General features: G+C 61.9%; 22 protein-coding genes and 1 pseudogene. 14 read left to right on the plus strand and 9 right to left on the minus strand.

Translation table 11 applies throughout. The features are described 5' to 3' along the window. Positions 1–576 precede the first annotated feature (576 nt). From pcaR to pcaC, 11 genes are all read left to right on the plus strand, one after another. Positions 577–1,419: a pca regulon transcriptional regulator PcaR gene (gene pcaR / locus HU724_RS07095; protein WP_016771343.1), complete on the plus strand. Its 843-nt coding sequence runs from the start codon at positions 577–579 to the stop codon at positions 1,417–1,419. Positions 1,420–1,712: 293 nt separating this feature from the next. Beyond that, on the plus strand, positions 1,713–3,059 hold the full coding sequence (gene pcaK / locus HU724_RS07100; protein WP_039762657.1) for a 4-hydroxybenzoate transporter PcaK: 1,347 nt from the start codon (positions 1,713–1,715) through the stop codon (positions 3,057–3,059). A gap of 274 nt (positions 3,060–3,333) precedes the next feature. Further along, on the plus strand, positions 3,334–4,191 hold the full coding sequence (locus HU724_RS07105; protein ID WP_024011937.1) for a CoA transferase subunit A: 858 nt from the start codon (positions 3,334–3,336) through the stop codon (positions 4,189–4,191). Next, positions 4,191–4,970, plus strand: coding sequence for a CoA-transferase subunit beta (locus HU724_RS07110; RefSeq protein WP_186568243.1), 780 nt, complete (start codon positions 4,191–4,193; stop codon positions 4,968–4,970). The genes HU724_RS07105 and HU724_RS07110 overlap by 1 nt, the downstream gene beginning before the upstream one ends. Next, complete coding sequence (gene pcaF / locus HU724_RS07115) at positions 4,967–6,172, plus strand: 3-oxoadipyl-CoA thiolase (protein WP_186568245.1); 1,206 nt, start codon at positions 4,967–4,969, stop codon at positions 6,170–6,172. The genes HU724_RS07110 and pcaF overlap by 4 nt, the downstream gene beginning before the upstream one ends. A 36-nt stretch (positions 6,173–6,208) precedes the next feature. Next, positions 6,209–6,913, plus strand: coding sequence for a protocatechuate 3,4-dioxygenase subunit beta (gene pcaH / locus HU724_RS07120; protein ID WP_186568247.1), 705 nt, complete (start codon positions 6,209–6,211; stop codon positions 6,911–6,913). Position 6,914: 1 nt separating this feature from the next. Further along, positions 6,915–7,481: a protocatechuate 3,4-dioxygenase subunit alpha gene (pcaG, locus tag HU724_RS07125; RefSeq protein WP_186568248.1), complete on the plus strand. Its 567-nt coding sequence runs from the start codon at positions 6,915–6,917 to the stop codon at positions 7,479–7,481. A gap of 254 nt (positions 7,482–7,735) precedes the next feature. Further along, positions 7,736–9,031 carry an MFS family transporter gene (locus tag HU724_RS07130; protein WP_186568250.1) on the plus strand — a complete coding sequence of 432 codons (1,296 nt, stop codon included), beginning with the start codon at positions 7,736–7,738 and terminating at the stop codon, positions 9,029–9,031. Between the two features lie 45 nt (positions 9,032–9,076). Next, the gene (locus tag HU724_RS07135) at positions 9,077–10,441 is read left to right on the plus strand and encodes a 3-carboxy-cis,cis-muconate cycloisomerase (protein ID WP_186568252.1); all 1,365 of its coding nucleotides are present in this window, start codon (positions 9,077–9,079) and stop codon (positions 10,439–10,441) included. 11 nt (positions 10,442–10,452) lie between these two features. After that, entirely contained in the window at positions 10,453–11,244 is a 792-nt protein-coding gene (pcaD, locus tag HU724_RS07140; RefSeq protein WP_186568253.1) for a 3-oxoadipate enol-lactonase, read from the plus strand. 10 nt (positions 11,245–11,254) lie between these two features. Continuing rightward, positions 11,255–11,647 carry a 4-carboxymuconolactone decarboxylase gene (gene pcaC, locus HU724_RS07145; protein ID WP_007917093.1) on the plus strand — a complete coding sequence of 131 codons (393 nt, stop codon included), beginning with the start codon at positions 11,255–11,257 and terminating at the stop codon, positions 11,645–11,647. 164 nt (positions 11,648–11,811) lie between these two features. On the opposite strand, the gene HU724_RS07150 is transcribed toward pcaC, so the two are convergent. The 4 genes from HU724_RS07150 to emhA all read right to left on the minus strand — a co-directional run bounded on the left by HU724_RS07150 (position 11,812) and on the right by emhA (position 19,270). After that, positions 11,812–13,071, minus strand: a complete 1,260-nt coding sequence (locus tag HU724_RS07150; protein ID WP_186568255.1) for an OprD family porin — start codon at positions 13,069–13,071, stop codon at positions 11,812–11,814. A 416-nt stretch (positions 13,072–13,487) separates the two neighbouring features. Next, positions 13,488–14,948 carry an efflux RND transporter outer membrane subunit EmhC gene (gene emhC / locus HU724_RS07155; protein ID WP_016771333.1) on the minus strand — a complete coding sequence of 487 codons (1,461 nt, stop codon included), beginning with the start codon at positions 14,946–14,948 and terminating at the stop codon, positions 13,488–13,490. Then, complete coding sequence (gene emhB / locus HU724_RS07160; protein WP_024011946.1) at positions 14,945–18,109, minus strand: efflux RND transporter permease subunit EmhB; 3,165 nt, start codon at positions 18,107–18,109, stop codon at positions 14,945–14,947. The genes emhC and emhB overlap by 4 nt, the downstream gene beginning before the upstream one ends. Positions 18,110–18,112: 3 nt before the next feature. Next, positions 18,113–19,270 carry an efflux RND transporter periplasmic adaptor subunit EmhA gene (gene emhA / locus HU724_RS07165; protein ID WP_186568257.1) on the minus strand — a complete coding sequence of 386 codons (1,158 nt, stop codon included), beginning with the start codon at positions 19,268–19,270 and terminating at the stop codon, positions 18,113–18,115. A 266-nt stretch (positions 19,271–19,536) separates the two neighbouring features. Between emhA and emhR the strand changes: the two genes are divergently transcribed. Continuing rightward, on the plus strand, positions 19,537–20,169 hold the full coding sequence (gene emhR / locus HU724_RS07170) for an efflux system transcriptional repressor EmhR (RefSeq protein WP_186568259.1): 633 nt from the start codon (positions 19,537–19,539) through the stop codon (positions 20,167–20,169). 211 nt (positions 20,170–20,380) lie between these two features. On the opposite strand, the gene HU724_RS07175 is transcribed toward emhR, so the two are convergent. From HU724_RS07175 to HU724_RS07185, 3 genes are read right to left on the minus strand one after another with little or no spacing between them, the layout of a single operon-like run. After that, on the minus strand, positions 20,381–21,430 hold the full coding sequence (locus HU724_RS07175) for an alkene reductase (RefSeq protein WP_186568261.1): 1,050 nt from the start codon (positions 21,428–21,430) through the stop codon (positions 20,381–20,383). 28 nt (positions 21,431–21,458) lie between these two features. After that, positions 21,459–22,625, minus strand: coding sequence for an MFS transporter (locus tag HU724_RS07180; RefSeq protein WP_016771328.1), 1,167 nt, complete (start codon positions 22,623–22,625; stop codon positions 21,459–21,461). A 34-nt stretch (positions 22,626–22,659) separates the two neighbouring features. After that, complete coding sequence (locus HU724_RS07185; protein ID WP_016771327.1) at positions 22,660–22,962, minus strand: ArsR/SmtB family transcription factor; 303 nt, start codon at positions 22,960–22,962, stop codon at positions 22,660–22,662. Between the two features lie 168 nt (positions 22,963–23,130). Here HU724_RS07185 and HU724_RS07190 point away from each other — a divergent pair. Next, positions 23,131–23,694, plus strand: a pseudogene (locus HU724_RS07190) (acyl carrier protein phosphodiesterase); the annotation flags it as partial. 126 nt (positions 23,695–23,820) lie between these two features. Here HU724_RS07190 and HU724_RS07195 read toward each other — a convergent pair. Together HU724_RS07195 and olsB are read right to left on the minus strand one after the other, a co-directional pair. Continuing rightward, a complete protein-coding gene (locus HU724_RS07195; protein ID WP_186568263.1) occupies positions 23,821–24,615 on the minus strand; it encodes a lysophospholipid acyltransferase family protein in 795 nt (264 codons plus the stop codon). Continuing rightward, a complete protein-coding gene (gene olsB, locus HU724_RS07200; RefSeq protein WP_016771324.1) occupies positions 24,615–25,370 on the minus strand; it encodes an L-ornithine N(alpha)-acyltransferase in 756 nt (251 codons plus the stop codon). The genes HU724_RS07195 and olsB overlap by 1 nt, the downstream gene beginning before the upstream one ends. A gap of 153 nt (positions 25,371–25,523) precedes the next feature. Here olsB and HU724_RS07205 point away from each other — a divergent pair, with 153 nt between their 5' ends. Then, positions 25,524–26,402 (plus strand): acyl-CoA dehydrogenase middle domain-containing protein, encoded by an 879-nt coding sequence (locus tag HU724_RS07205; protein ID WP_186568265.1) that lies wholly within the window; start codon positions 25,524–25,526, stop codon positions 26,400–26,402. The last annotated feature ends 143 nt before the right edge of the window (positions 26,403–26,545 follow it).

Raw genomic sequence — 26,545 nt, forward strand, 5'->3', positions numbered from 1 at the left:
CAATTGAGCGAGCCCGCCAGTCATCCACAGCCCGATCGGGCGCGGAGACATTGCAGAGGCGATCAAGACTTCCGTGTTACAGGCGGCTACGGCACCAGATAAAAACTGACGCAGCATCAGTTTCCTGTTTCAGCGAGCGCTGGCGTTGCATGTGTGATGGGCGCCGGGCGCTGGCCGGAGCTGAGACGAAGGACCTCGTTTCAGCAAGTCGCGGGCTTTTGATTAAAGCGCCGCGACTAGGGTGCATTATAGCGGCCGATTCGGGAATGACTATCTTTGCCAAGTTAAAAACGGTTCTGAATGTGTGATGGTTTTGTTGCTGGCAACTTTTGCCGCTAGTTAAGTGTAAAGACAGCGTTATAGAACCGGCGTTCTGTTTTTGGCGTCATTAACTAGAACAACTAAGTTGCGAGCAGAATCGCTAAAGCTGCCTCAAGGATGAAGAGGAGAGCGGGGGCTGGATTGCGATTATCGGTCGGCGGTTCGATAATCGCCCAATGTTGGCGCCCCGGTGCTTGTGCATCGCGCGGCGAGCCGTTTGACTAGGCATCGATGCGTGCCGGACAAGGACAAGAAATGAACGATCAAATGCGCAACTCCTTCACCTCGGTGGCGCCGCCCATTGTCGCCTCGCCGGCCAAGCGCATTCAGGCGCTGACCGGTGATCCGGATTTCATGACGTCCCTGGCCCGTGGTCTGGCCGTGGTGCAGGCGTTTCAGGAACGCAAACGCCACCTGACCATCGCGCAGATAAGTCATCGCACTGAAATCCCTCGCGCCGCCGTGCGCCGTTGCCTGCACACGCTGATCAAGCTCGGCTACGCCACCACCGACGGCCGCACCTATTCGCTGCTGCCGAAAGTGCTGACCCTCGGCCACGCCTATCTGTCCTCGACACCGCTGGCCGTCTCCGCCCAACCGTATCTGGATCGCATGAGCGAGCAACTGCACGAGGCCTGCAACATGGCGACGCTGGAGGGCGATGACATTCTCTATATCGCGCGTTCGGCGACCACTCAGCGATTGATCTCGGTCGACCTTTCCGTCGGCGGGCGTCTCCCTGCCTATTGCACGTCGATGGGGCGCATTCTGTTGGCCGCGCTGGACGACACCTCCTTGGGCGAATACCTCGACCACGCCGAACTGGTGGCCAAAACCAGCCGCACCATTCATACCCCCGACGCGTTGCTCGAATGTTTGCAGCAGGTGCGGCAGCAGGGCTGGTGCATTGTCGATCAGGAACTGGAACAGGGCCTGCGCTCGATCGCTGTGCCGGTGTACGACGCCTCCGGGCAAGTGGTCGCCGCGCTGAATGTCAGCACCCACGCCGGGCGGGTCAGTCGCGCCGAGCTGGAGCAGCGCTTCTTGCCGGGCCTGCTCAGCGCCAGTCGCGACCTCAGTGCGCAGTTGTTCGCCTGAGGAAGCTGTTCGATAAACGCACAGTGTTGCGTTTATCGAATTGACGCTAAAACCCTCGGATCATTAATGTCGCGGCAGCGTCATCCGGCGCTGATGTGAATGAGCTCGCCGGACTGTCGACCCCATAATAATGACAAGAGGCAACTCACCATGCGCTCGCTCCCCGACTGTCTGTATCCCACCCGTTGTTGCCGGGTTCACCGCAACGCCTGATTACAACCTTCTATTCTTGTGACCGTGCCTTCCTTTGGCCGGCCGCCGTTCGACTGCGTTTTTTGCGTGGAATAAAAATAATGAACCAGCCTCAGTCCGCTGTGGGTAACTGCCTCGATGTGCAGACCTTCATCAACGCCCAACCGATCTCGCGCTATCAGTGGCGGGTGGTGATCCTGTGTTTCCTGATCGTATTTCTCGACGGCCTCGACACCGCCGCCATGGGCTTCATCGCCCCGGCGCTGTCGCAAGACTGGGGCATCGACCGCGCCAGCCTCGGCCCGGTAATGAGTGCCGCGCTGATTGGTATGGTCTTCGGCGCGCTCGGCTCCGGCCCGTTGGCTGACCGCTTCGGGCGCAAGGTTGTCCTCGTCGGTGCGGTGATTCTGTTCGGCGGCTTCAGCCTGGCCTCGGCGTACAGCACCAACGTCGAACAACTGCTGGTGTTGCGCTTTCTGACCGGTCTCGGTCTCGGCGCGGGCATGCCCAACGCGACGACGCTGCTCTCGGAATACACACCGGAGCGCAAGAAGTCGCTGCTGGTGACCAGCATGTTCTGCGGCTTCAACCTCGGCATGGCCGGCGGCGGTTTCATCTCGGCAAAACTGATCCCGGCCTTCGGCTGGCACGCGTTGCTGATGATCGGCGGGATCCTGCCACTGATCCTCGCGGTAGTGCTGCTGTTCTGGCTGCCGGAATCGGCGCGCTACCTGGTGGTGCGCAACCGTGGCACCGACAAAGTACGCAAGACCCTCGCGCCGATCGACCCGGTTACCGTCGCCCAGGCTGCGAGCTTCAGCGTGCCGGAACAGAAGACCGTGAAAGCGCGTAATGTCTTTGCGGTGATCTTCTCCGGCACGTACAGCACCGGCACGCTGCTGTTGTGGCTGACCTATTTCATGGGCCTGGTGATTGTGTACCTGCTGACCAGTTGGCTGCCGACGCTGATGCGCGACAGCGGCGCGAGCATGGAGCAGGCCGCGTTCATCGGTGCGTTGTTCCAGTTTGGCGGCGTGTTGAGCGCGGTCGGGGTGGGCTGGGCGATGGATCGCTTCAATCCGCACAAGGTCATCGGCATTTTCTACCTGCTGGCCGGGGTGTTTGCCTACGCCGTGGGGCAGAGCCTGGGCAACATCACCTTGCTGGCGACGCTGGTACTGGTGGCGGGCATGTGCGTTAACGGCGCGCAATCGGCGATGCCGTCATTGGCAGCACGCTTCTACCCGACTCAAGGTCGCGCGACCGGGGTGTCGTGGATGCTCGGCATCGGCCGTTTTGGCGCGATTCTCGGCGCATGGATGGGCGCAACCTTGCTCGGCCTGGGCTGGAATTTCGAGCAGGTGCTGACCGCGCTGGTGATCCCGGCCGGTTTGGCGACGGCGGCGGTGCTGATCAAGGGCATGGTCAGTCATGCGGATGCGACCTGAGGCAGACCCATGATCGTTCCCACGCTCCGCGTGGGAATGCCTCAACGGACGCTCTGCGTTCGGCTGTACAGGGACGCGGAGCGTCCCGGGCTGCATTCCCACGCGGAGCGTGGGAACGATCATTAGGGAAGCAACAATCCGTTCGATAAACGAACACTCAGTCGATTATCGGATTGTTTGGCGAATTTCCCGAGCTTAATCTTCAGTGACTCCGGCGCTGAACCTCGCGCCTTTTTATCACTGGCGATTCCTTACAAGAACAGGAGCCCGCTCCATGGCTGAGATCCTTTCGCTGCACGACGCGGTGAAGCAATTCGTCAACGACGGCGATACCGTCGCCCTCGAAGGCTTCACTCACCTGATCCCTACGGCAGCGGGTCATGAAATTATTCGTCAAGGCAAGAAAGATCTGACGCTGGTGCGGATGACGCCTGACCTGATCTACGACCAACTGATCGGCGCCGGTTGCGCGCGCAAACTGATTTTCTCCTGGGGCGGCAACCCGGGTGTTGGTTCGCTGCACCGTTTGCGTGACGCGGTCGAAAAGCAGTGGCCGCACGCGCTGGAAATTGAAGAACACAGCCACGCCGACCTCGCCAACGCCTACGTCGCCGGCGCGTCCGGCCTGCCGTTCGCGGTCCTGCGTGCCTACGCCGGCTCCGACCTGCCGAAGGTCAATCCGCTGATCAAAACCGTGACCTGCCCGTTCACCGGCGAAGTGTTGGCGGCAGTGCCATCGGTACGCCCGGACGTCACCGTGATTCACGCGCAGAAAGCCGACCGCAAAGGCAACGTGTTGCTCTGGGGCATTCTCGGCGTGCAGAAAGAAGCGGCGCTGGCGGCCAAGCGCTGCATCGTCACCGTGGAAGAAATCGTCGACGACCTCAATGCACCGATGAACGCTTGCGTACTGCCGACCTGGGCCTTGAGCGCGGTCTGCCATGTGCCGGGTGGCGCGCATCCGTCCTACGCTCACGGTTACACCGAGCGTGACAATCGTTTCTATCAGGCGTGGGACCCGATCGCTCGCGACCGTGAGACGTTTACCGCGTGGATCAACGAATACATCCATGGCTGCGCTGACTTCAGCGAATTCCAGGCCAAATTGGCCGCTGCTTCGGAGGCCAAGTAATGACTTACACCACCAATGAAATGATGACCGTCGCGGCGGCCCGGCGCCTGAAGAACGGCTCGGTATGCTTCGTCGGCATCGGCCTGCCATCGAAAGCCGCCAACCTCGCGCGTCTGACATCATCGCCGGACGTGGTGCTGATTTACGAATCCGGCCCGATTGGCGCCAAGCCGAGCGTGCTGCCGCTGTCGATCGGTGACGGCGAGCTGGCCGAGACCGCCGACACCGTGGTGCCGACCGGTGAGATTTTTCGCTACTGGTTGCAGGGCGGGCGCATCGACGTCGGTTTCCTCGGCGCCGCCCAGGTCGACCGTTTCGGCAACATCAACACCACCGTGGTCGGCGACTACCACGCGCCGAAAGTGCGTCTGCCGGGTGCCGGTGGCGCGCCGGAGATTGCCGGTTCGGCGAAGAGTGTGTTGATCATCCTTAAACAGTCGGCGCGTTCGTTTGTCGACAAACTCGATTTCATCACCTCGGTCGGTCACGGCGAAGGTGGCGATTCGCGTAAACGTTTGGGCCTGCCGGGCGCCGGGCCGGTGGGCATCATCACCGACCTGTGCATCATGGAACCGGAGGAGGGTACCCGCGAATTCGTGGTCACCGCGCTGCATCCGGGCGTGACCCGCGAGCAAGTGGTCGCCGCCACCGGTTGGGCGATCCGTTTTGCCGACTCCATTGAAACCACCGCTGAGCCGACCGAAGTCGAGCTGACCGCGCTGCGTGATCTTGAAGCGCGCACCGCCGCCGCCCACGGTCAGGCACCGGGAGAAGCATGATGCGTGACGTGTATATCTGCGACGCGATTCGCACCCCCATCGGCCGTTTCGGCGGCGGACTGTCCACCGTGCGCGCCGATGACCTCGCCGCCGTGCCGATCAAGGCTCTGATGGAGCGCAATCCATCGGTGGACTGGAATGCCGTCGATGAGGTGTTCCTCGGCTGCGCCAACCAGGCCGGCGAGGACAACCGCAACGTTGCGCGCATGGCGCTGCTGCTGGCGGGTCTGCCGGACAGCGTGCCCGGCGTTACGCTCAATCGCCTCTGCGCTTCGGGCATGGACGCGATCGGTACTGCATTCCGTGCGATTGCCAGCGGCGAGATGGAGCTGGCGATTGCCGGCGGCGTCGAGTCGATGTCCCGCGCGCCATTCGTGATGGGCAAGGCCGACGCGGCGTTCTCGCGCAACATGAAACTGGAAGACACCACCATCGGCTGGCGCTTCGTCAACCCGCTGATGAAAGCGCAGTACGGCGTCGATGCCATGCCGCAAACTGCTGACAACGTTGCCGACGACTACAAGGTTTCGCGCGAAGATCAGGACGCCTTTGCCTTGCGCAGTCAGCAACGTACCGCCGCCGCTCAAGCCGCCGGATACTTCGCTGAAGAAATCGTCGAAGTGCGCATCGCCCACAAAAAGGGCGAAACCGTGGTCAGCGAGGACGAACATCCGCGCGCCGACACCACGATTGAAGCGTTGGCCAAACTGAAACCGGTCAACGGCGCGGACAAAACCGTCACCGCCGGCAATGCCTCAGGCGTAAACGATGGTGCTGCTGCGCTGATTCTGGCATCAGCCGAAGCGGTGAAAAAACACGGCCTGACCGCCTGCGCAAAAGTGCTCGGCATGGCCAGCGCCGGCGTTGCACCACGGGTGATGGGCATCGGCCCGGTGCCGGCGGTGCGCAAACTGACCGAGCGCCTCGGCGTGGCGGTCAGCGATTTCGACGTGATCGAACTCAACGAAGCGTTTGCCAGCCAGGGGCTGGCGGTATTGCGGGAGTTGGGCCTGGCCGACGATGCGCCGCAGGTCAACCCGAATGGCGGCGCGATTGCCCTCGGTCATCCGTTGGGTATGAGCGGTGCGCGGCTGGTGCTGACCGCCCTGCATCATCTGGAAAAGACTGGCGGCAAGAAAGGTTTGGCGACCATGTGCGTCGGTGTTGGCCAAGGTCTGGCCCTGGCCATCGAACGTGTCTGACGCGCTGCGGCACTTACAAGAACTGAGGAAAGCGAAATGACTGACAAGCCTGGTTACCGTCGCCCACAGGCAGGCACTCAGCCTGACTACCTGCACCCGACGTATCAATCCACCAACCTGCGCTCGCCGTCCAAGCCGTTGGTGCACCTGCCGCACTCGCTGTCGGAAATCACCGGGCCGACCATCAGCGCCGAACACGTTGCCGAGAAGGACAATGACCTGACCGCGCAGCACGACGGCGAGCCGCTGGGCGAGCGCATCATCATTCACGGCCGCGTGCTCGACGAAGACGGCCTGCCGGTGCCGGGAATTCTGGTGGAGATATGGCAGGCCAATGCCGCCGGCCGCTACAACCATGCCCGCGACCTGCACGACGCGCCGCTGGACCCGAACTTCACCGGCACTGGCCGCACCGTCACCGATGCTGATGGCTGGTACCAGTTCCAGACCATCAAGCCCGGCGCCTATCCGTGGGGCAACCACCACAACGCCTGGCGTCCGGCGCACATCCACTTTTCCCTGTTTGGGCCGAGCATTCTTACGCGTCTGGTCACGCAGATGTACTTCCCCGGCGACCCGCTGCTGGCGTATGACCCGATCTACAACTGCGTGCCGGACACTTCGGCCAAGGAACGCCTGATCGCTGCTTTCGATCTGGAAAAAACCATTCCGTCCTACGCCCTCGGTTACCGCTGGGACATCGTGCTGCGCGGGCGTGAAGCCACGCCGATGGAGAAATAAGATGACGCTCTATGCGACAACGTCCCACACCGTCGGGCCGTATTACCACATCGGCCTGACCTGGCTGAACCGCGAAACCCTGGCCAACGAGCTGACCCTCGGCGAGCGCGTGGCGATCACCGGCCAGGTGGTCGATGGCAACGGCGATGTCGTCAACGATGCCATGCTCGAAGTCTGGCAGGCCAACGCCGCTGGCAAGTACGACCACCCGGAAGATCAGCAGGACAAACCGCTCGACCCGAATTTCGAGGGCTTCGGCCGGGTGCCGGTGGATGCCGAAGGGCGCTTCCGTTTCACCACGATCAAACCGGGCACGGTGCCGGGGTTGAAAGGCTCGACCCAGGCGCCGCATCTGGTGGTGCTGGTGTTTGCCCGAGGGTTGGTGAAGCACTTGCTGACGCGGATCTACTTTGAAGGCGAGCCGGCCAACGTTGATGATCCGTTGCTTGAGTGCGTGCCGGCTGAACGCCGCGCGACCTTGCTGGCGAAGAAGGATGAATCGGGTGTTTACCAGTGGAATGTGATCCTGCAGGGCACTGATGCCGAGACGGTGTTCTTCGATTATTGAACACTCCATCGGTGGTCAGCGATCAACTGTGGCGAGGGGATTTATCCCCGTTCGAGTGCGAAGCGCTCGCAAATCAGATACACGCGATTTACCTGAAATAACGCGCTGAATGGTTTTGGGGCCGCTTCGCTGCCCAACGGGGATAAATCCCCTCGCCACAAAGGCTGATCCAGACTTGAGTGATGATCCGATGTGGAACGGGACTGTTGCAAAGTGTGTCTAGACTGTGACTGTTCCTATCGAGTGAAAAAACAATGACAACCACCACCTCCCACTACACCGGCGAAGAGCGCAGCAAGCGTATCTTCGCCATTGTCGGCGCTTCCTCCGGCAACCTCGTCGAGTGGTTCGACTTCTACGTCTACGCCTTCTGCGCGATCTATTTTGCCCCGGCGTTTTTCCCTTCCGATAACCCCACCGTGCAACTGGTCAACACCGCTGGCGTGTTCGCCGCCGGGTTCCTGATGCGGCCGATTGGTGGCTGGATTTTCGGCCGGGTCGCTGACAAGCACGGGCGCAAGAACTCGATGCTCATCTCGATTCTGATGATGTGCTTCGGCTCGCTGCTGATTGCCTGCCTGCCGACCTACAAGGACATCGGCGTCTGGGCGCCGGTGCTGTTGCTGTTCGCGCGTTTGCTGCAAGGTCTGTCGGTGGGCGGCGAGTACGGCACCACCGCGACTTACATGAGCGAAGTCGCGCTCAAGGGCCAGCGCGGATTCTTCGCTTCGTTCCAGTACGTGACGCTGATTGGCGGACAACTGCTGGCGGTGTCGCTGGTGGTGGTGCTGCAACAGTTCCTCACTGAAGAAGACCTGCATGCCTACGGCTGGCGGATTCCGTTCGTGGTCGGTGCGGTGGCGGCGCTGATTTCGCTGTTCCTGCGGCGTTCGCTGAAGGAAACCACCAACAAGGAAACCCGCGCGCACAAAGACGCCGGCAGCATCACTGCACTGTTTCGCGATCACAAAGCGGCGTTCATCACCGTCCTCGGCTACACGGCTGGCGGCTCGCTGATTTTCTACACCTTCACCACCTACATGCAGAAATACCTGGTGAACACCGCCGGGATGCACGCCAAGACCGCCAGCTACATCATGACCGGCGCGCTGTTCCTGTATATGTGCATGCAGCCGTTGTTCGGCATGCTCGCCGACAAGATCGGCCGGCGTAACTCGATGCTTTGGTTCGGCGCCCTCGGCACGCTCTTCACCGTGCCGATTCTGCTCAGCCTGAAAAGCGTTAGCAGCCCGTTTCTCGCGTTCGTGTTGATCACCCTGGCGCTGGCGATTGTCAGTTTCTACACCTCGATCAGCGGTCTGGTCAAAGCCGAGATGTTCCCGCCGGAAGTGCGTGCCCTCGGTGTCGGCCTGGCTTACGCGGTGGCGAATGCAATCTTCGGTGGTTCGGCAGAGTTTGTGGCCCTGAGCCTCAAGGCTGGCGGCATGGAAAACGCCTTCTACTGGTACGTCACGGCGATGATGGCGGTGGCTTTCCTGTTCAGTCTGCGTCTGCCCAAGCAGGCGAAGTATCTGCACCACGATCTGTAAACCCATGTGCGCGGGCTGCAAGGCTCGCGCCGGCAAGGACTGTTTATGACTCAGCGACCGGGCAATCAATTGTTCGATGCCTACTTCACCGCCCGCGATATGCGCGAAGTGTTCTGCGATCAGGGCCGGGTGCAGGCGATGCTCGATTTCGAAGCGGCGCTGGCCCGGGCCGAGGCGCGGGTCGGGCTGATTCCTTCATCGGCCGTGGCATCGATTGCCGCAGCGTGCGACGCCAGTCTGTATGACTTCGCAGCGCTGGGCGAGGCGATTGCCACGGCCGGTAATTCGGCGATCCCACTGGTCAAGGCCTTGGGCAAGCAGATCGCCTCGAGCGATGCCGAAGCCGAGCGCTATGTGCATCTGGGCGCGACCAGTCAGGACGTGATGGATTCCGGGCTGGTCCTGCAATTGCGCCAAGCGCTGGCGCTGATCGAAGACCAACTGGCGCAACTGGCCGACTCGCTCGCAGCTCAGGCACAACGTTTCGCTACCACGCCACTGGCCGGGCGCACCTGGCTGCAACATGCCACGCCGGTGACTCTCGGTATGAAAATCGCCGGATGGCTGGGCGCCGTCACGCGCAGCCGTCAGCGTCTGCAACAACTGAAACCGCGTTTGCTGGTGCTGCAATTCGGTGGCGCCTCCGGCACGCTCGCGGCGCTGGGTGAACAGGCGTTGCCGATCGCCGAAGCATTGGCCGAAGAGCTGCAACTGACGCTGCCCGAGCAACCGTGGCATACCCAGCGTGATCGCATCGTCGAATTCGGCGCGGTGCTTGGCCTGATCGCCGGCAGCCTCGGCAAATTCGGCCGCGACATCAGCCTTTTGATGCAGACCGAAGCAGCGGAAGTATTCGAGCCTGCGGCACCGGGCAAGGGTGGTTCGTCGACCATGCCGCACAAACGCAATCCGGTCGGCGCGGCGGTGCTGATCGGCGCGGCCACGCGGGTGCCGGGGCTGGTGTCGACGCTGTTCAGCGCGATGCCGCAGGAGCATGAACGCAGCCTCGGTTTGTGGCATGCCGAATGGGAAACCCTGCCGGAGATCTGCTGCCTGGTGTCCGGTTCGCTGCAACAGGCGCGCTTGCTGGCCGACGGTCTGGAAGTCGACGCGGCGCGCATGGCCCGCAACCTCGAATTGACCCAAGGCCTGGTGCTGGCCGAAGCGGTGAGCATCGTCCTCGCCCAACGCGTCGGCCGCGACACCGCGCATCACCTGCTCGAACAATGCTGCAAACGTGCAGTGGCCGAGCAACGCCATTTGCGTGCGGTGCTGGCTGACGAGCCGCAAGTCACCGCCGAACTCAGTGGCGCTGAACTCGATGATCTTCTGAACCCCGCGCATTACCTTGGCCAGGCGCAAGTCTGGGTCGAGCGCGCGGTGGCTGAACACAACGCTTTGACTGTCTGAAGGAGAGGGCTGTGGCTTTCGTTCAACTCGCCGATGGCGAACTGCACTATGAAATTGAGGGCCCGGCGGAGGCGCCGGTGCTGGTGCTGTCCAACTCGCTGGGCACCGACCTGCACATGTGGGACGCGCAAATGCCGGCGTTCACCGAGCATTTCCGCGTGCTGCGTTTCGACACGCGCGGCCATGGGCAATCGCTGGTCACCGAGGGGCCGTACAGCATCGAACAACTCGGTCGCGACGTGCTCGGTCTGCTCGATGCGCTGCACATCGAGCGCGCGCACTTCTGCGGACTGTCGATGGGCGGGCTGATCGGTCAGTGGCTGGGGATCAACGCAGGCCATCGTCTGCACAAACTGATCGTGTGCAACACGGCGGCGAAAATCGGCGATCCGTCGGTATGGAATCCACGCATCGAAACCGTGTTGCGCGACGGCCCGGCGGCGATGGTCGCACTGCGTGATGCCTCGATTGCGCGCTGGTTTACCCCGGACTTTTCCGCAGCGCATCCCGAGGCGGCGAAGAAGATTACCGACATGCTTGCCGCAACCAATCCACAAGGCTATGCGGCCAACTGCGCGGCCGTGCGCGATGCCGATTTCCGTGAACAACTGGCTTCGATCAACGTGCCGTTGCTGGTGATTGCCGGCAGCGAAGATGCGGTGACGCCGCCGTCCGGCGGGCACTTCATTCGCGACCACGTGCGCGGTGCCGAGTACGCCGAGTTCCATGCGGCGCATTTGTCCAACGTGCAGGCCGGCGCCGATTTCAGCGACCGTGTGCTGGCGTTTCTGCAGGCTCAGTGAGGAAGAATTTATGGACGAGAAACAACGTTACGACGAAGGCATGCAAGTCCGCCGCGCGGTGCTGGGCGATGCCCACGTCGATCGCAGCCTGACCACGCTGACCGAGTTCAACTCGGAATTCCAGGAGATGATCACCCGCCACGCCTGGGGCGACATCTGGACCCGCCCGGGCCTGCCCCGTCATACCCGCAGCCTGATCACCATCGCCATGCTGATCGGCATGAACCGCGAGGGCGAACTGAAACTGCACCTGCGCGCGGCGGCCAACAACGGCGTCAGCCGCGGCGAGATCAAGGAAGTGATCATGCAGAGCGCGATCTACTGCGGCATCCCGGCGGCGAACGCGACGTTTCATCTGGCCGAATCGGTGTGGGATGAACTCGGGGTTGAATCCCGCGAGTGAGGTTGTTGCCACTGACGCCTTCGCGAGCAGGCTCGCTCCCACATTGGAATGCATATCCCTGTGGGAGCGAGCCTGCTCGCGAAGGCCATTTCATATTCGACAGAGATGTCGACTGAAGCTGCGCTTTCGCGAGCAGGCTCGCTCCCACAGTGGGGCATGTGTGGTTAGAGCAGGCTGATCGGGTAGCTGACGATCAGGCGATTTTCATCGAACTCGTTGTTGCTGAAGTCGCGGCGCATGGTCGAGTTGCGCCATCTGACGTTCAGATCCTTCAACGTGCCGCTCTGCACCGTGTAACCCAGTTCCGATTCGCGACCCCATTCCTTGCCGTCGGTGATCGTCCCGGTGTGCACGTTGTCGCCGCTGATGTAGCGGTTCATCAGGGTCAGGCCGGGGATGCCCATGGCGGCGAAGTTGTAGTCGTGGCGCAACTGCCAGGAGCGTTCCTGAGCGTTGTCATAACTTGCGTTGTAGCTGTCGTTAGCCAGCGTGCCGCCACTGGTGCCGTTGACGCGCATCCAGGCGCTGTCGCCGGTCAGTTTCTGCAGTCCGAGGTAGAACGTGCTGCCGCCGTACTTGGCCGAAAACATCCCGTACCAGGTCTTGTTATCCAGCTCGCCGGCACGCGCGCTGCCATCTTCCTTGCCGTAGAAAAAGCCGAGGTTGGCGCCCAGCGTCCAGTCGCCGAGCGGCTGGCTGTGCAATACGTTGAGGTACTGCTGGCTGTAGATGTCCTTGAGCTGCGCGTTCCACAGGCCGATTTGCGTGCGCTTGTCGTTGAACAGGTATTCGCCGCCCTGGAAGTTGAAACGATCAGAGGTGAACGCGGCTTTACCGGTCATCGACATGTCACTCATGCTGCTGTCGTCGCGCGGGCTGTTGGCGCGGAACTGGCCGCCATAGAGGGTCAGGCCGGCGATTTCCTTCGAGGTGATCTGGCCGCCACGGAAGGTTTGCGGCAGCGAGCGACCGTCGTCCGAACGCAGAATCGGCAGCACCGGCATCCACTCACCGACCTTGACCTCGGTCTGGGACAACTTCGCTTTGAACGCGACGTTGGTGCGGCCGAAGTTGTCCGCCGGGCGCCCGTCATGGTCCAGCGGCAACAACTGCGTACCGCCCGTGCCTTTACCGCCATCGAGCTTGATCGAATACAGCCCGAGTACGTCCATGCCGAAACCGACCGTGCCTTGGGTGAAGCCGGATTTGGCGTCGAGGATGAAACTCTGCGTCCACTCTTCAGCCTTGCCCTGAGTCTTGGTCGGGTTGGTGAAGTTGCGGTTGATATAGAAGTTGCGCAGGTTGAGGCTGACCTTGGCGCCTTCAACGAAGCCGCCTTCTTCGGCGCTTGCCGGCAGGGCCAGACCGGCGATGGCCAGGGCGATCACAGCGGGCAATGCGTAGGGCACAGGGAAAACTGTCATGGACTTGGGTCTCTCTTGTTTTTTTAGGGCGAACGGCTGCGCTGTCGCGGCGGGTGCGGCGCAGGCAACGTGATGCAGGTCTGAGATGCAGCGGTGGCGGTCAGCCGGGCGGGGCAGGGCGCAGGAGCATGGTGTCGAACCTTGTTGTTATTGGTTTTCTGGTTCGAATGGTGAAGGGCCTGTGTGTTCGGGTTCAATTGCTGAAAGCGGGTTTTGGGCGGTTATCGAACGCAAGATTCATGCGGATTTGTAGTGAGTGTGAGGTCCTCTTCGCGAGCAGGCTCGCTCCCACAACTGGAATGCGTTTCCCTGTGGGAGCGAGCCTGCTCGCGAAGAGGCCAGTTCGGCCGCGAAACCTTTGCGACAGGCAACAAAAAGCCCACCAATAAGGTGGGCTTGATGTATTCAGCCGATGATCAGAACAGCTTCATCTTCGGCGCTTCTTCTTTCAGCGCTTCGTTCTGCGCGGTCTGCGCATTCCAGCCACCACCCAGTGCCTTGTACAGGTTGACCGCACTGGTCAACTGCGCGAGGCGGTCGGTGATCAGCGCTTGTTGCGCGCTGAACAACTGACGCTGGGCATCGAGGAAGGTCAGGTTGCTGTCGACGCCGATGCGGTAGCGACGTTCGGCCAGGCGGTAGTAATCCTGGTTGGCCTGAACGAAGTCACGCTGCGCTTGCAGCTGCTCGGTGTAGGTCTGGCGAGCGGCGAGGCCGTCGGCGACTTCCTGGAAGGCGGTCTGGATGGACTTCTCGTAGTTCGCCACGCCAATGTCCTTCTGGATCTTGGCGTAGTCGAGGCTGGCGCGCAGGCTGCCGGCGTTGAAGATCGGCAGGTTGATCTGCGGCTGGAACAGCCACGTCCCCGAGCCACCCTTGAACAGACCGGACAGATCCGGGCTCAGGCTGCCCGCGTTGGCGGTCAGGCTGATGCTCGGGAAGAACGCTGCACGCGCCGCGCCGATGTTGGCGTTGGCCGCCTTCAGGTTGTACTCGGCCTGGAGGATGTCCGGTCGACGTTGCAGCAGGTCCGAAGGCAGACCGGCCGGCACATCGCTGAGCAGGTCATCGGACAGCGGTTTGGCCGTTTGCAGGTTGGCCGGAATACCGGTGCCGAGCAGCAGGGTCAGGCTGTTTTCGTCCTGTGCGACCTGGCGGGTATAACGCGCCAGTTGCGCCCGGGCGTTTTCCACGGAAGTGCGCGACTGCGCGAGATCCAGTGCCGAAGCCACACCGACTTCGTTGCTGCGGCTGGTCAGCTTGTAGCTTTCTTCGAAGGCACCGAGGGTGTCCTGCGTCAGCTTTAGCAGTTCCTTGTCCGCTTGCCAGGTCAGGTAGGCATTGGCGACGTTGGCGACCAGACTGATCTGCGTGCTGCGGCGTGCTTCTTCAGTAGCGAAGTACTGTTGCAGCGCTTGCTCGCTCAGGCTGCGCACCCGACCGAACAGGTCGAGTTCGTAGGCGCTGACGCCGACGGTGGCGGAATACGAACTGCTGATCATCGACTCGCCGGTCTGCGAGGCACGGGCCGGCAGACGCTGGCGGCTGCCTGCGGCATTGGCCGACACTGCCGGGAACAGGTCGGCGCGCTGGATGCGGTACTGCGCCGCGTAAGCGTCGATGTTCAACGCCGCGACCCGCAGGTCGCGGTTGTTTTCCAGGGCAACCTGGATCAGCTGTTGCAGGGCAGGATCATGGAAAAACTGCTTCCAGCCCTGTTCGGCAGCGGCTTGCGCCGGAGCCTGGGCCGGCGAATACGCCGGCCCCTGCGGGTACTGGCCTGCGACCGGAGCCTCAGGCTGCTGATAGTCAGGTATCAGCGAGCAACCGCTCAGCACGAAGGCGGCGACTGCGATGGAGAGTAGCGACTTGCTCATTGGCCAGCCTCTTTAGGAGTTTCAGTAGTCTCATCCGCGTCGGTCTTTTTGCGCTGACCGATGGACGACACAGTAACGAAGAACAGTGGGACCCAGAAGATCGCCAGGATCGTGGCCGTGAGCATACCGCCAATCACGCCGGTACCGATCGCATGTTGACTGCCTGAACCGGCGCCGGTGGAAATCGCCAGCGGCACAACACCGAGAACGAAGGCCAGCGAGGTCATGATGATCGGGCGCAGACGCATGCGGCAGGCTTCGATTGCCGCTTCACGCAGGCTGCGTCCCTGTTCATGCAGTTCCTTGGCGAATTCGACGATCAGAATGGCGTTTTTAGCCGCCAGACCGATGGTCGTCAACAGACCCACCTGGAAGTACACGTCGTTGGACAGACCGCGCAGGCTGGTGGCCATCAGCGCACCGATGATCCCCAGCGGTACCACGAGCATGACCGCGATCGGAATCGACCAGCTTTCATACAGCGCCGCCAGACACAGGAACACCATCAGCAGCGACAGGGCATAAAGCGCCGGTGCTTGCGAGCCGGACAGACGTTCCTCGTAGGACAGGCCGGTCCAGGAGATACCGACACCGGACGGCAGCTTCTTGGCAATCGCTTCGACTTCAGCCATCGCTTCACCGGTGGAGTAGCCCGGCGCCGGAGCCCCGAGGACCTCGACCGCTTCCACACCGTTGTAGCGCGCCAGCTTCGGCGAACCGTAGACCCACTCGCCCTTGGCGAACGCCGAGAACGGAACCATGGTGCCTTCGGCGTTACGCACGTACCACTTCTTCAGGTCTTCGGGGCTCATGCGCGAGTCCGGCTGGCCCTGCACATACACCTTCTTCACCCGACCACGGTCGATGAAGTCGTTGACGTAGCTACTGCCCAGCGCGATCGACAGGGTGTTGTTGATGTCGCTGATGGTGATGCCGAGGGCACTGGCCTTCTCGTCGTCGATTTCCAGCTGGAACTGCGGCTCATCGTTCAGGCCGTTCGGACGCACCTGGGTCAGCACCTTGCTTTGCGCCGCCATGCCGAGGAACTGGTTACGCGCTTCCATCAGTTTTTCGTGACCGATACCGGCGCGGTCCTGCAGGAACACGTCGAAACCGGTGGCGTTACCCAATTCCAGAACCGCTGGCGGGGCGAAGGCAAACACCATCGCGTCGCGGAAGCTGAAGAAGTGTTGCTGGGCACGCGCAGCGAGGTTGAACACGCTGTTGTCGGCGTTACGTTCGCCCCACGGCTTGAGCATGATGAACGCCATACCCGAGCTCTGCCCACGGCCGGCGAAGTTGAAGCCGGTCACGGTAAACACCGAAGCCACCGCGTCCGCCTCACCGCCGTCCTTGTTCGGACGCAGCAGGTACTCACGCATTTCATCCACCACCACCTGCGTGCGCTGGGCACTGGAACCGGCCGGGGTCTGCACCTGAGCGAACAGAACGCCCTGGTCTTCTTCCGGGAGGAACGCGGTCGGAATGCGGGTGAACAGCCAGATCATGCCCACGACGATCAGCAGATACGCCAGCAGATACGGCGCCTTGCGGGTCAGCATGTTGCCGACGCCGCGCTCGTAGCTGCGTACGCCACGGTCGAAATTGCGGTTGAACCAGCCGAAGAAACCTTTCTTCGGGGTACCGTGCTCGCCTTTCGGAATCGGCTTGAGCATGGTCGCGCACAGCGCCGGGGTGAAGATCAGGGCAACCAGTACCGACAGGGCCATGGCCGACACGATGGTGATCGAGAACTGCTTGTAGATCACACCGGTGGAGCCGCTGAAGAATGCCATCGGCAGCAGTACCGCCGAGAGCACGAGGGCGATACCGACCAGTGCGCCCTGGATCTGGCCCATGGATTTCTTTGTCGCTTCCTTCGGTGACAAGCCTTCTTCGCTCATCACCCGCTCGACGTTTTCCACCACGACGATGGCGTCGTCCACCAGCAGACCGATGGCCAGCACCATGCCGAACATGGTCAGGGTGTTGATGCTGAAACCGGCGGCGGCGAGGATGCCGAATGTACCGAGCAGTACCACTGGCACAGTCATCGTGGTGATGACGGTGGCGCGGAAGTTCTGCAGGAACAGGAACATCACCAGGAACACCAGCGCGATCGCTTCGACCAGCGTGTGCACCACGCCTTTGATCGACTCGGTCACCACCGGAGTGGTGTCGTACGGGAACACCACTTCCATGCCTTGCGGGAAGAACGGTTTGAGGCTGTCGATGGTGTTGCGCAGCGCTTTGGCGGTATCGAGGGCGTTGGCGCCGTTGGCCAGTTTCACCGCCAGACCGGAAGCCGGGCTGCCGTTGAACTGGGCGCTGATCGCGTAGTTCTCACCGCCGAGGCCGACTTCAGCCACGTCTTTGAGGCGAACCTGCGAACCGTCCTTGTTGACCTTGAGCAGGATTTCCTTGAACTGCTCAGCAGTCTGCAGACGGGTCTTGCCGATGATCGTCGCGTTCAGTTGCTGGCCCTGCACGGCAGGCAAGCCACCGAGCTGACCGGACGATACCTGGACGTTCTGCGCAGCAATGGCGTTTTTCACGTCGACCGGGGTCAGGTTGAAGTTGTTCAACTTGGCCGGGTCGAGCCAGATACGCATCGCGTACTGCGCACCGAAGACCTGGAAGTCACCGACACCGGCGGTCCGCGAGATCGGGTCCTGCATGTTCGACACGATGTAGTTGGACAGGTCGTCCTTGGTCATGCTGCCGTCGCGCGACACCACGCCGATCACCAGCAGGAAGTTCTTCACTGCCTTGGTCACGCGGATACCCTGTTGCTGCACTTCCTGCGGCAGCAGCGGGGTGGCCAGGTTCAGCTTGTTCTGGACCTGGACCTGCGCGGTGTCGGAATTGGTGCCTTGCTCGAAGGTCGCGGTGATGGTCATGCTGCCGTCGGAGTTACTTTCCGACGACACATAACGCAGGTTGTCGATACCGTTGAGCTGTTGCTCGATGACCTGCACCACGGTGTCCTGCACGGTTTGTGCGGACGCGCCTGGGTAGGTCACCTGGATCGCAATGGCCGGTGGCGCAATGCTCGGGTATTGGTTGATCGGCAATTTCAGGATCGAAAGTGCCCCGACCAGCATGATCACCAGGGCGATTACCCAGGCGAAAATCGGACGGTCGATGAAGAATTTTGACATGGGTTACTCCCCTTTGCCGCCGGCGGCTTTGTCAACTGCCTGTGCGGGGGCCGGGTTCTTGGTGCCGACGTTAGTCGCCTCGGTCGCTTTGACCTCGACGCCCGGTTTGACGTACTGCAGCCCTTCGGTGATCAGACGATCGCCGGCTTTCAGGCCATCTTCGATCAGCCACTGGCTGCCGACAGTGCGGCTGGCCTTGAGCTGACGCAGCTCGACCTTGTTATCGGCGCCGACGACCAGTGCGGTCGGGGTGCCTTTGAGGTCGCGGGTCACGCCTTGTTGCGGCGCGAGGATCGCTGCGCTGTTGACGCCGGCTTGCAGCTGGGCGTGAACGAACATGCCTGGCAAGAGGGTGTGATCCGGGTTCGGGAACACCGCGCGCAGGGTCACCGAGCCGGTGGTCTGGTCAACCGAGACTTCGGAGAATTCCAGCTTGCCTTCGAGCTTGTACTGGCTGCCGTCTTCCAGGGTCAGCTTGACCGCAGCGGCGTTGTCGCCGGCCTTCTGCAGACGGCCGCTTTCCAGCTCGCGGCGCAGCTCCAGCAGTTCCACCGACGACTGGGTCACGTCGACGTAGATCGGGTCGAGCTGCTGAATCACTGCCATTGCATCGGCCTGGCCATTGCTGACCAGTGCGCCTTCGGTGACCGAAGAGCGGCCGATACGGCCAGAGATCGGCGCGTAGACTTTGGTGTAGCGCACGTTGATCTGCGCGCTCTGCAACGATGCTTCCGATTGCAGGCGGTTGGCCAGTGCGGTGTCGTATTCCTGACGGCTCACGGCTTGTTCGTCGACCAGTTGCTTGTAGCGGTCGGAAATCGACTTGGTCGAACGCAGCTCGGCTTCGGCGCTTTTCAGCGTAGCTTCATAGACCGACGGATCGATCTGATACAGCTGCTGGCCGGCTTTGACGTCGGCACCTTCCTTGAACAGACGCTTGAGGATGATGCCGTTGACCTGCGGGCGAACTTCCGCGATGCGGAACGCACTGGTGCGGCCCGGCAGCTCGGATGTGAGGGTAAAGGCTTGTGGTTGCAGGGTGACGACGCCGACCTGAGGAGGCGGAGCGGCTGGGGCCGCTTCTTCCTTTTTACATCCGCTGAGCAGCGATGCCAGGGCGACGGCAGTGACCAGAGCGGTAACAGCTGGCTTGAATTGCATGAAGATCCTCGGGTCAGGCGCGCAAGAAGCGCACAAGAAGTGTGAAAGAGTAAAAATCGGGCACCGGGTGGATAAGTAGCTTGCTAAGTAATATACTTACGTTCATGGTTGTTTGTAAACACCTGCGCCGCGTACCCACCCTGATACAAAAGTCGTCGCAAGGTTTGAAATTGTAGGCCGGGGAGTCGATTCGCGAGAGATCGCCCCCTCTTTATTCAGCGGATATTCAGCCATCCCTGAAACATCCTGTTTGAGGTTTTACTGCCATGGTCCGTCGTACCAAAGAAGAAGCTCAGGAAACCCGCAGCCAGATTCTGGAAGCGGCCGAGAAAGCCTTCTATGAAAGGGGGGTTGCCCGCACCACCCTGGCGGACATCGCGACCCTCGCCGGCGTGACGCGTGGCGCCATCTACTGGCATTTCAGCAACAAGGCCGATCTGGTCCAGGCCATGCTCGACAGCCTGCACGAACCGCTGGATGAACTGGCCAAGGCCAGCGAAAGCGAGGACGAACCGGACCCGCTGGGCTGCATGCGGCAGTTGCTGATTCATTTGTTTCATCAAGTTGCACTGGACCCGAAAACCCGGCGCATCAACGAAATTCTGTTTCATAAGTGCGAATTCACCGATGAAATGTGCGATCTGCGCCAGCAGCGCCGGACGGCCAGTCTCGATTGCAACGTGCGCATCGGCCTGACCTTGCGTAATGCGGTGAATCGCGGCCAGTTGCCGAAAGATCTCGACACTGCCCGCGCGGCCATCAGCATTCATGCCTACATCGACGGCCTGCTGTACGGCTGGCTGCTGGCCCCGGACAGCTTCGAACTGCACGCCGAGGCTGAACGCTGGGTCGACACCGGGCTGGACATGCTGCGCCTGAGCCCAAGCCTGCGCAAATGAAACAAAATGCGCAATTGCCCGGCAGGATGTCAATCAGCCGCTATGGCCGATTATTGCGGCGGGGAGTTTAAACGTAGCGAGTCGTGGATTTTGTAGGGAAATTGTGTCGCTGTTGTGAAACGGTGTTCGCAGGCTCTTACCCTGCGCCAACAGCAAAAAGCCCCGGACTCTCACAAGTCCGGGGCTTTTTCATTGCTGCACTACAGCGTGCTTACAACGTCGGATAGTCGATATAGCCGACCGGACCCTTGCCGTAGAAAGTCTCCGGATGCGGCTCGTTCAACGGCGCATCGGACTGCAAACGTGCCGGCAGGTCCGGGTTGGCAATGAACGGCACGCCGAACGCTACGGCGTCTGCCTTGCCGCTGGCCAGCCACTCGTTGGCGCTTTCCTTGGTGAACTTCTCGTTGGCAATGTATGGGCCACCGAACGCTTCTTTCAGTTGCGGGCCGAGGCTGTCGGCGCCTTCTTTTTCGCGCGAGCAAATGAACGCGATGCCGCGCTTGCCCAGTTCACGGGCGACGTAGGTGAAGGTTTCGGCGAGGTTGTCATCGCCCATGTCGTGGGAATCGGCGCGCGGTGCCAGGTGCACACCAACGCGACCAGCGCCCCAGACTTCGATCGCGGCGTCGGTCACTTCCAGCAGCAGGCGCGCACGGTTTTCCAGCGAGCCGCCGTACTGGTCGGTGCGCTGGTTGGTGCTGCTTTGCAGGAACTGGTCGAGCAGGTAACCGTTGGCGCCGTGGATTTCCACGCCGTCGAAACCGGCGGCCTTGGCGTTCTCGGCGCCGGTGCGGTAGGCGTCGACGATGTCGGCGATTTCAGCAGTTTCCAGGGCGCGCGGGGTTGGGTAGTCGGCCAGTGGGCGCACCAGGCTGACGTGGCCCTTTGGCTGAATGGCGCTTGGCGCGACCGGTGCTTCACCGTTCAGGTACGAAGGGTGGGAAATGCGGCCAACGTGCCACAGTTGCAGGAAGATCTTGCCGCCGGCGCCGTGAATCGCCTTGGTCACGTTGGCCCAGCCACGCACTTGATCGTTGGACCAGATGCCCGGGGTGTCCGGGTAGCCGACGCCCATCGGCGTTACCGAAGTGGCTTCGCTGAGGATCAGGCCGGCCGAGGCGCGTTGTACGTAGTATTCGGCCATCAGCGCGTTTGGCACACGACCTTCGTCGGCGCGGCAGCGGGTCAGCGGGGCCATGATGATGCGGTTGTTCAGCTCGATGTCGCCGAGTTTGATCGGGTCGAAAATAGTCGCCATGTCTAAAACCTCTTGAATGGAAAGTTGATCAGTTGGATGCAGGCGCCAGCTCGGCATTGCCGTTCTGGCGGAAAGTAATCAGGGTCACCAGCAGGGCAAGCACAGCCAGCGCGGCGGCGGCCAGAGGCACGCTGGTCAGGCCGTAGCCGTGGGCGATGACGCTGCCGCCGACCCAGGCGCCGAGGGCGTTGCCAACGTTGAAGGCGCCGATGTTCAGGGTCGAAACCAGGTTCGGTGCAGCCTTGCCGAAGGTCACCACGTTGACTTGCAGCGCCGGCACAGCGGCGAAACACGCGGTGGCCCAGAGGAACAGAGTGATTTCAGTCGGGATCAGCGCGACGCTGGTCCAGCTCAGCACGGTGGAAACCACGGCCATGGCGATGAACACGCCGATCAGCGTGGCGGCCATGCCCTTGTCGGCGAGTTTGCCGCCGATGATGTTGCCGACCGTCAGGCCCAGACCGATGAGCATCAGCGTCCAGGTCACGCCACGCGGCGACACGCCGGTGACTTCCCCAAGCAGTGGGGCAACGTAGGTGAACAGGGTGAAGACCGAGGCGGCGAACAGCGCGGTCATGCTCAGCGACAGCCAGATGCCGGCACCCTTGAGGGCAGCGAGCTCGGCGCGCATGTCGAGTTTCTCTTCGTCACGCTTGGCCGGCAGAAAGCGGATCAGGCCGATCAGCGCGATCACACCGATGACGGTCACCGCCCAGAAGGTCGAACGCCAGCCGGCTTCCTGACCCAATGCGGTGCCCAGCGGTACGCCGAGCACGTTGGCCAGGGTCAGACCGGTGAACATCAGGGCGACCGCCGAGGCACGTTTGTTTGGCGCGACCAGATTGGCCGCCACTACCGAGCCGATGCCGAAGAATGCACCGTGGCACAAAGCGGTGACGACCCGGGCAAACATCAGCACGTTGTAGTCGCTGGCGATGGCGCAGAGCAGGTTGCCGACAATAAAGATGCCCATCAACGCCACCAGCGCGGCCTTGCGCGGCAGCTTCGCAGTGGCCAGCGCCATGAACGGCGCACCGATGGCCACGCCCAGGGCGTACCCGGTGACCAGCCAGCCGGCGCCGGGAATCGACACACCGAGGTCCGCCGCCACGTCGGGCAGCAGGCCCATGATGACGAACTCGGTGGTGCCAATGGCGAAGGCGCTCAGGGCGAGGATGAGAAGCGAAAGGGGCATGCAGGTTTCCTTGTCGGCTGGCTGACGTTAAGGGTCAGAGCTCTTTACTGAGAGTGCTGAGAAACGCCTGGATGACGTCCTCGTTACGTTTGAAGAAATGCCACTGCCCGGCCTTCTGGCTGCTGATCAGCCCGGCCCGTTGCAACGTCGCCAGGTGTGCCGATACGGTCGATTGCGACAGGCCACAACGCTGATCGATCTGCCCGGCGCAAATACCGTATTCGTGGTTGTGCAACTGCTCGGGGAATTCGCCTTTCGGGTCTTTCAGCCAGTTGAGGATGTCTCGCCGTACTGGGTGCGCCAGGGCTTTTATTATTTCGTCGAGGTCGAGGTTCATGGCTTGGGCTCGTGGTGGCAGTGGCGATATATCGCGATGGAGCGAACTTTAAATCGTTGGATCGCGATATACCAATATGAATTCGGTCTGACGAACGCATAAATCGCTATATCGGGTTATAACGATACGAGGATGCTGGAGGAGCGAACGCAGTGCTAAGCTGCGCCCATGAACTATCTCGCGCATTTGCATCTCGGCGGCCAGCGCCCCGGTCAATTACTCGGCAGCCTGTATGGCGACTTCGTCAAAGGTCGGCTGCAAGGCCAGTTCGACCCGGAGGTGGAGGCGGCGATCGCCCTGCATCGGCGCATCGACGTCTTCACCGATCGCCATCCACTGGTCGACATCGCTCTGGGCCGCTTCAGCGAAACGCGGCGGCGCTATGCCGGAATCGTCCTCGATGTGTTTTTCGATCATTGCCTGGCGCGGGACTGGACGCTGTATGCCGACCGGCCGCTGGAGCAGTTCACCGCAGACGTCTATCACGTGCTGTCCCGCGAACGGCAATTGCCGGAACGGCTGGCAAAGATCGCCCCGCACATGGTCGCTAACGACTGGCTGGGCTCGTATCGCGAATTCGAGGTGCTGGAACAGGTGCTGCGCGGGATCTCGCGGCGCCTGACCAGGCCGGAGGAATTGGCCGGGGCCATGGCGGAGTTGCGGCGGTTGTATGAGCCGCTGAGTGAAGACTTCAGCCTGTTTTATCCGCAAGTGCAGGATTTTGCGCAAAACTCTGATCCACTGAGATCTGAATGTGGGAGCGAGCCTGCTCGCGAATGCGGTGTCTCAGCCAATATAGATGCTGAATGACACGGCGCCTTCGCGAGCAGGCTCGCTCCCACAGGGGATTTGTGTTTTTCAGGCGGCGATCAAATCGCCTGCGCGACGCGGTTCGGCAGGTTTCGTCACCTCACCAAACAACACCTTCTGCACCGCCTGCTGCGCTTCGAACGCCAGCGCCGCACGCTCGCGGCCCTCACAGGCAATCGGCTTGAGCAGATGCACCTCGACATCGCCGCAGTCGTGGCTGAACAGGCGCATCAGGTGCGAGAGCAGGTCATCGTCACCAATGAACGGTGCGAGCGTGTCGATTTCGCCGTCACGCAGATAACGGATCGCCACCGGTTGCAGCATCACCTCGGAATCGATCGCCGCCGACAGCAGGCGACCATGGAAAGTGCGCAGCGAACGGCCATCGGTGGTGGTGCCTTCGGGGAACATCAGCAGCGCATGTTCGGTTTGCAGATGGCGGGTCATCTGCTTACGGATCAACTGGCTGTCGCCCGACCCCCGGCGGATGAACAGGCTGCCGGCCTTGGCCGCGAGCCAACCGGCCACCGGCCAGGTGCGCACTTCGGCCTTGGACAGAAACGACAGCGGCGTGAGCATGCCCAGCAGCGGAATGTCGGTCCACGACACGTGATTGCTGACCCACAGCATCGGCTGTTTCGGCAGCTCGCCATGGACTCTCACGCGAAACGGCAGGGCATTGCTCAGCCGCGCCATGAAGAAGCGCGACCAGCGCTGGCGCCGCTCCATCGAGTGGGCCAGACCGATGCGTTCGAACACGCCGAACACGCTGGCCATGGTCAGCCCCAGCGTCACCACCAGCAGCACTCGCGCGATTCGCGCGTACACCCGCAACCGGCTCATTACACGGCCGCCTTGAAGTGCTTGGCGTAGCGCGGGCAGAGTTCGTCGCGCTTGAGCAGGATGAACACGTCGGCGACCTGGAAGTCTTCGTCCCAGCACGGCTCGCCGCAGATCTTCGCCCCGAGGCGCATGTAAGCCTTGAGCAGCGGCGGCATCTCGGCGATGACGTTGGACGGGATATCCAGCGTCGGCAGCGGGTTTTTCGGCTCGGCGCGCAGGTGTTCGGTGCACAGATAACGCTCGCGCAGACGCTGCATGATCGCGTGGGCCTGAATGCCGCCGTCCTGCATCGGGATGCTCGCGCAACCCATCAGGTAGCTGTAGCCGCCCTGATTGAGCACTTCGGCCAACTCGCCCCAGAGCACGGCGATGGTGCCGCCGTTGCGGTACGCCGGATCGACGCAGGTGCGGCCAATTTCCAGGATCGGGCCTTGCAGGTGGGCGAGGCCGTGCAGGCTGAATTCTTCTTCGCTATAGAACTTGCCTAGGCTGCTGGCGGCGGTGTGATCGAGCAGACGCGTGGTCGCCACCAGGCGCCCGGTATTCAGATCACGCACGCCGATGTGGCTGCAGTGAACATCATAATCATCCATGTCCAGACCCAGTTCCGCGCCTTTCAGTTTGGCGTTGAACTCGCCGCTGAAGACGGCGAAGCGCAGGGCCTGGGCTTGCTGCAAGGCTTCGGCGCCGATCAGGCGTTCGGCTTGCAGGCGGCGTTCATTGCCGGTGTCGCTGATGCGGGCGATTTGCGTCATGTGAATCTCCGTACGGGCCTTTAACCCGTCGTGGGTTGCAGCCGATCGACTTTCTTTATGCAGCCGTGTTGTGCAAAGTCAGGCTATGTAGCCCCGGTGTCATCGCCATGAACGTTCGGTGATGCTTATATGACAGCCCGCGAGGAGGCGCCCATGCCCTGGACAGATCTGCTGCACCGCCGTGAACGCTTGCCCGCCGCTGCTGATCTGGCCGAGGGTTTTGCAACGTTGTTGCAGGCGCTGGGCACCGTCACGCCGTTCGAATTGGCGGTGGCCGGCGGGCGGCGAATGGCCACGCCGGGGCTGGCGTTTCTGGTCGGTTATCAGGCGGCGCTGCGCATGTTGTGGCCGAGCGCGCCACTGAGCCTCGGCGCCTTGTGCGCGACCGAACAACGCAGCCTGCGCCCGGCCGACATGCAAACGCGGCTGCGCGATTTGCGCTTGAGCGGACGCAAGGATTTCGTCACCGCAGGCGATGCTGCCGACTGGTTGCTGGTGGCTGCGCGCAGTGAGGAGCCTGGCGAAACACCGCGCCTGAGTCTGGCGGTGGTGTATCCCGGCGAGCCCGGCGTGAAGGTGGAAAAACTGCCGGCGTTGCCGTTGATGCCGGACATCAGCCACGGTCGCCTGCATCTGGACGGCGCCCTGTGCGAACTGCTCGCCGGCGACGGCTGGGACGCCTACGTCAAACCGTTTCGCAGTCTTGAAGATGTCTACGTGCTCAGCGCCATGACCGCGTGGTTGTACGGCGTCGGCCAGGACAGCGACTGGCCGCAGGCCCTGCAATTGCGTTTGCTGGCGCTGCTGGCCGGGTGCGCCGAGGCCAGCCGGCAAGCGCCGAACAATCCGGCCGGACATGTAGTGCTGGGCGGATTGTTTGCGCAGTTTGAAGCGCTGGCGGGGGAGGTAGATGAGGCGCTGGGCAATGGCCCGGCGGAGTGGGCGCAGATGTGGCAGCGGGACAAGGGCGTGATGCAGTTGGCGGCAGGGGCGAGGGCCAAGCGGTTGGCCAAGGCTTTGGCGGTGACCTGAGCGGCCCCTTCGCGAGCAGGCTCGCTCCCACAGGGACGGTATTCTTCAATTGAAATGCGATCAAACTGTGGGAGCGAGCCTGCTCGCGAAGGCGGCCTCAAAATCACCATACATCTGTCATAAACCCCGACTAGTCTCGACAG

It is taken from the genome of Pseudomonas iranensis (assembly GCF_014268585.2).
Classification (GTDB): Bacteria; Pseudomonadota; Gammaproteobacteria; order Pseudomonadales; family Pseudomonadaceae; genus Aquipseudomonas; species Aquipseudomonas iranensis.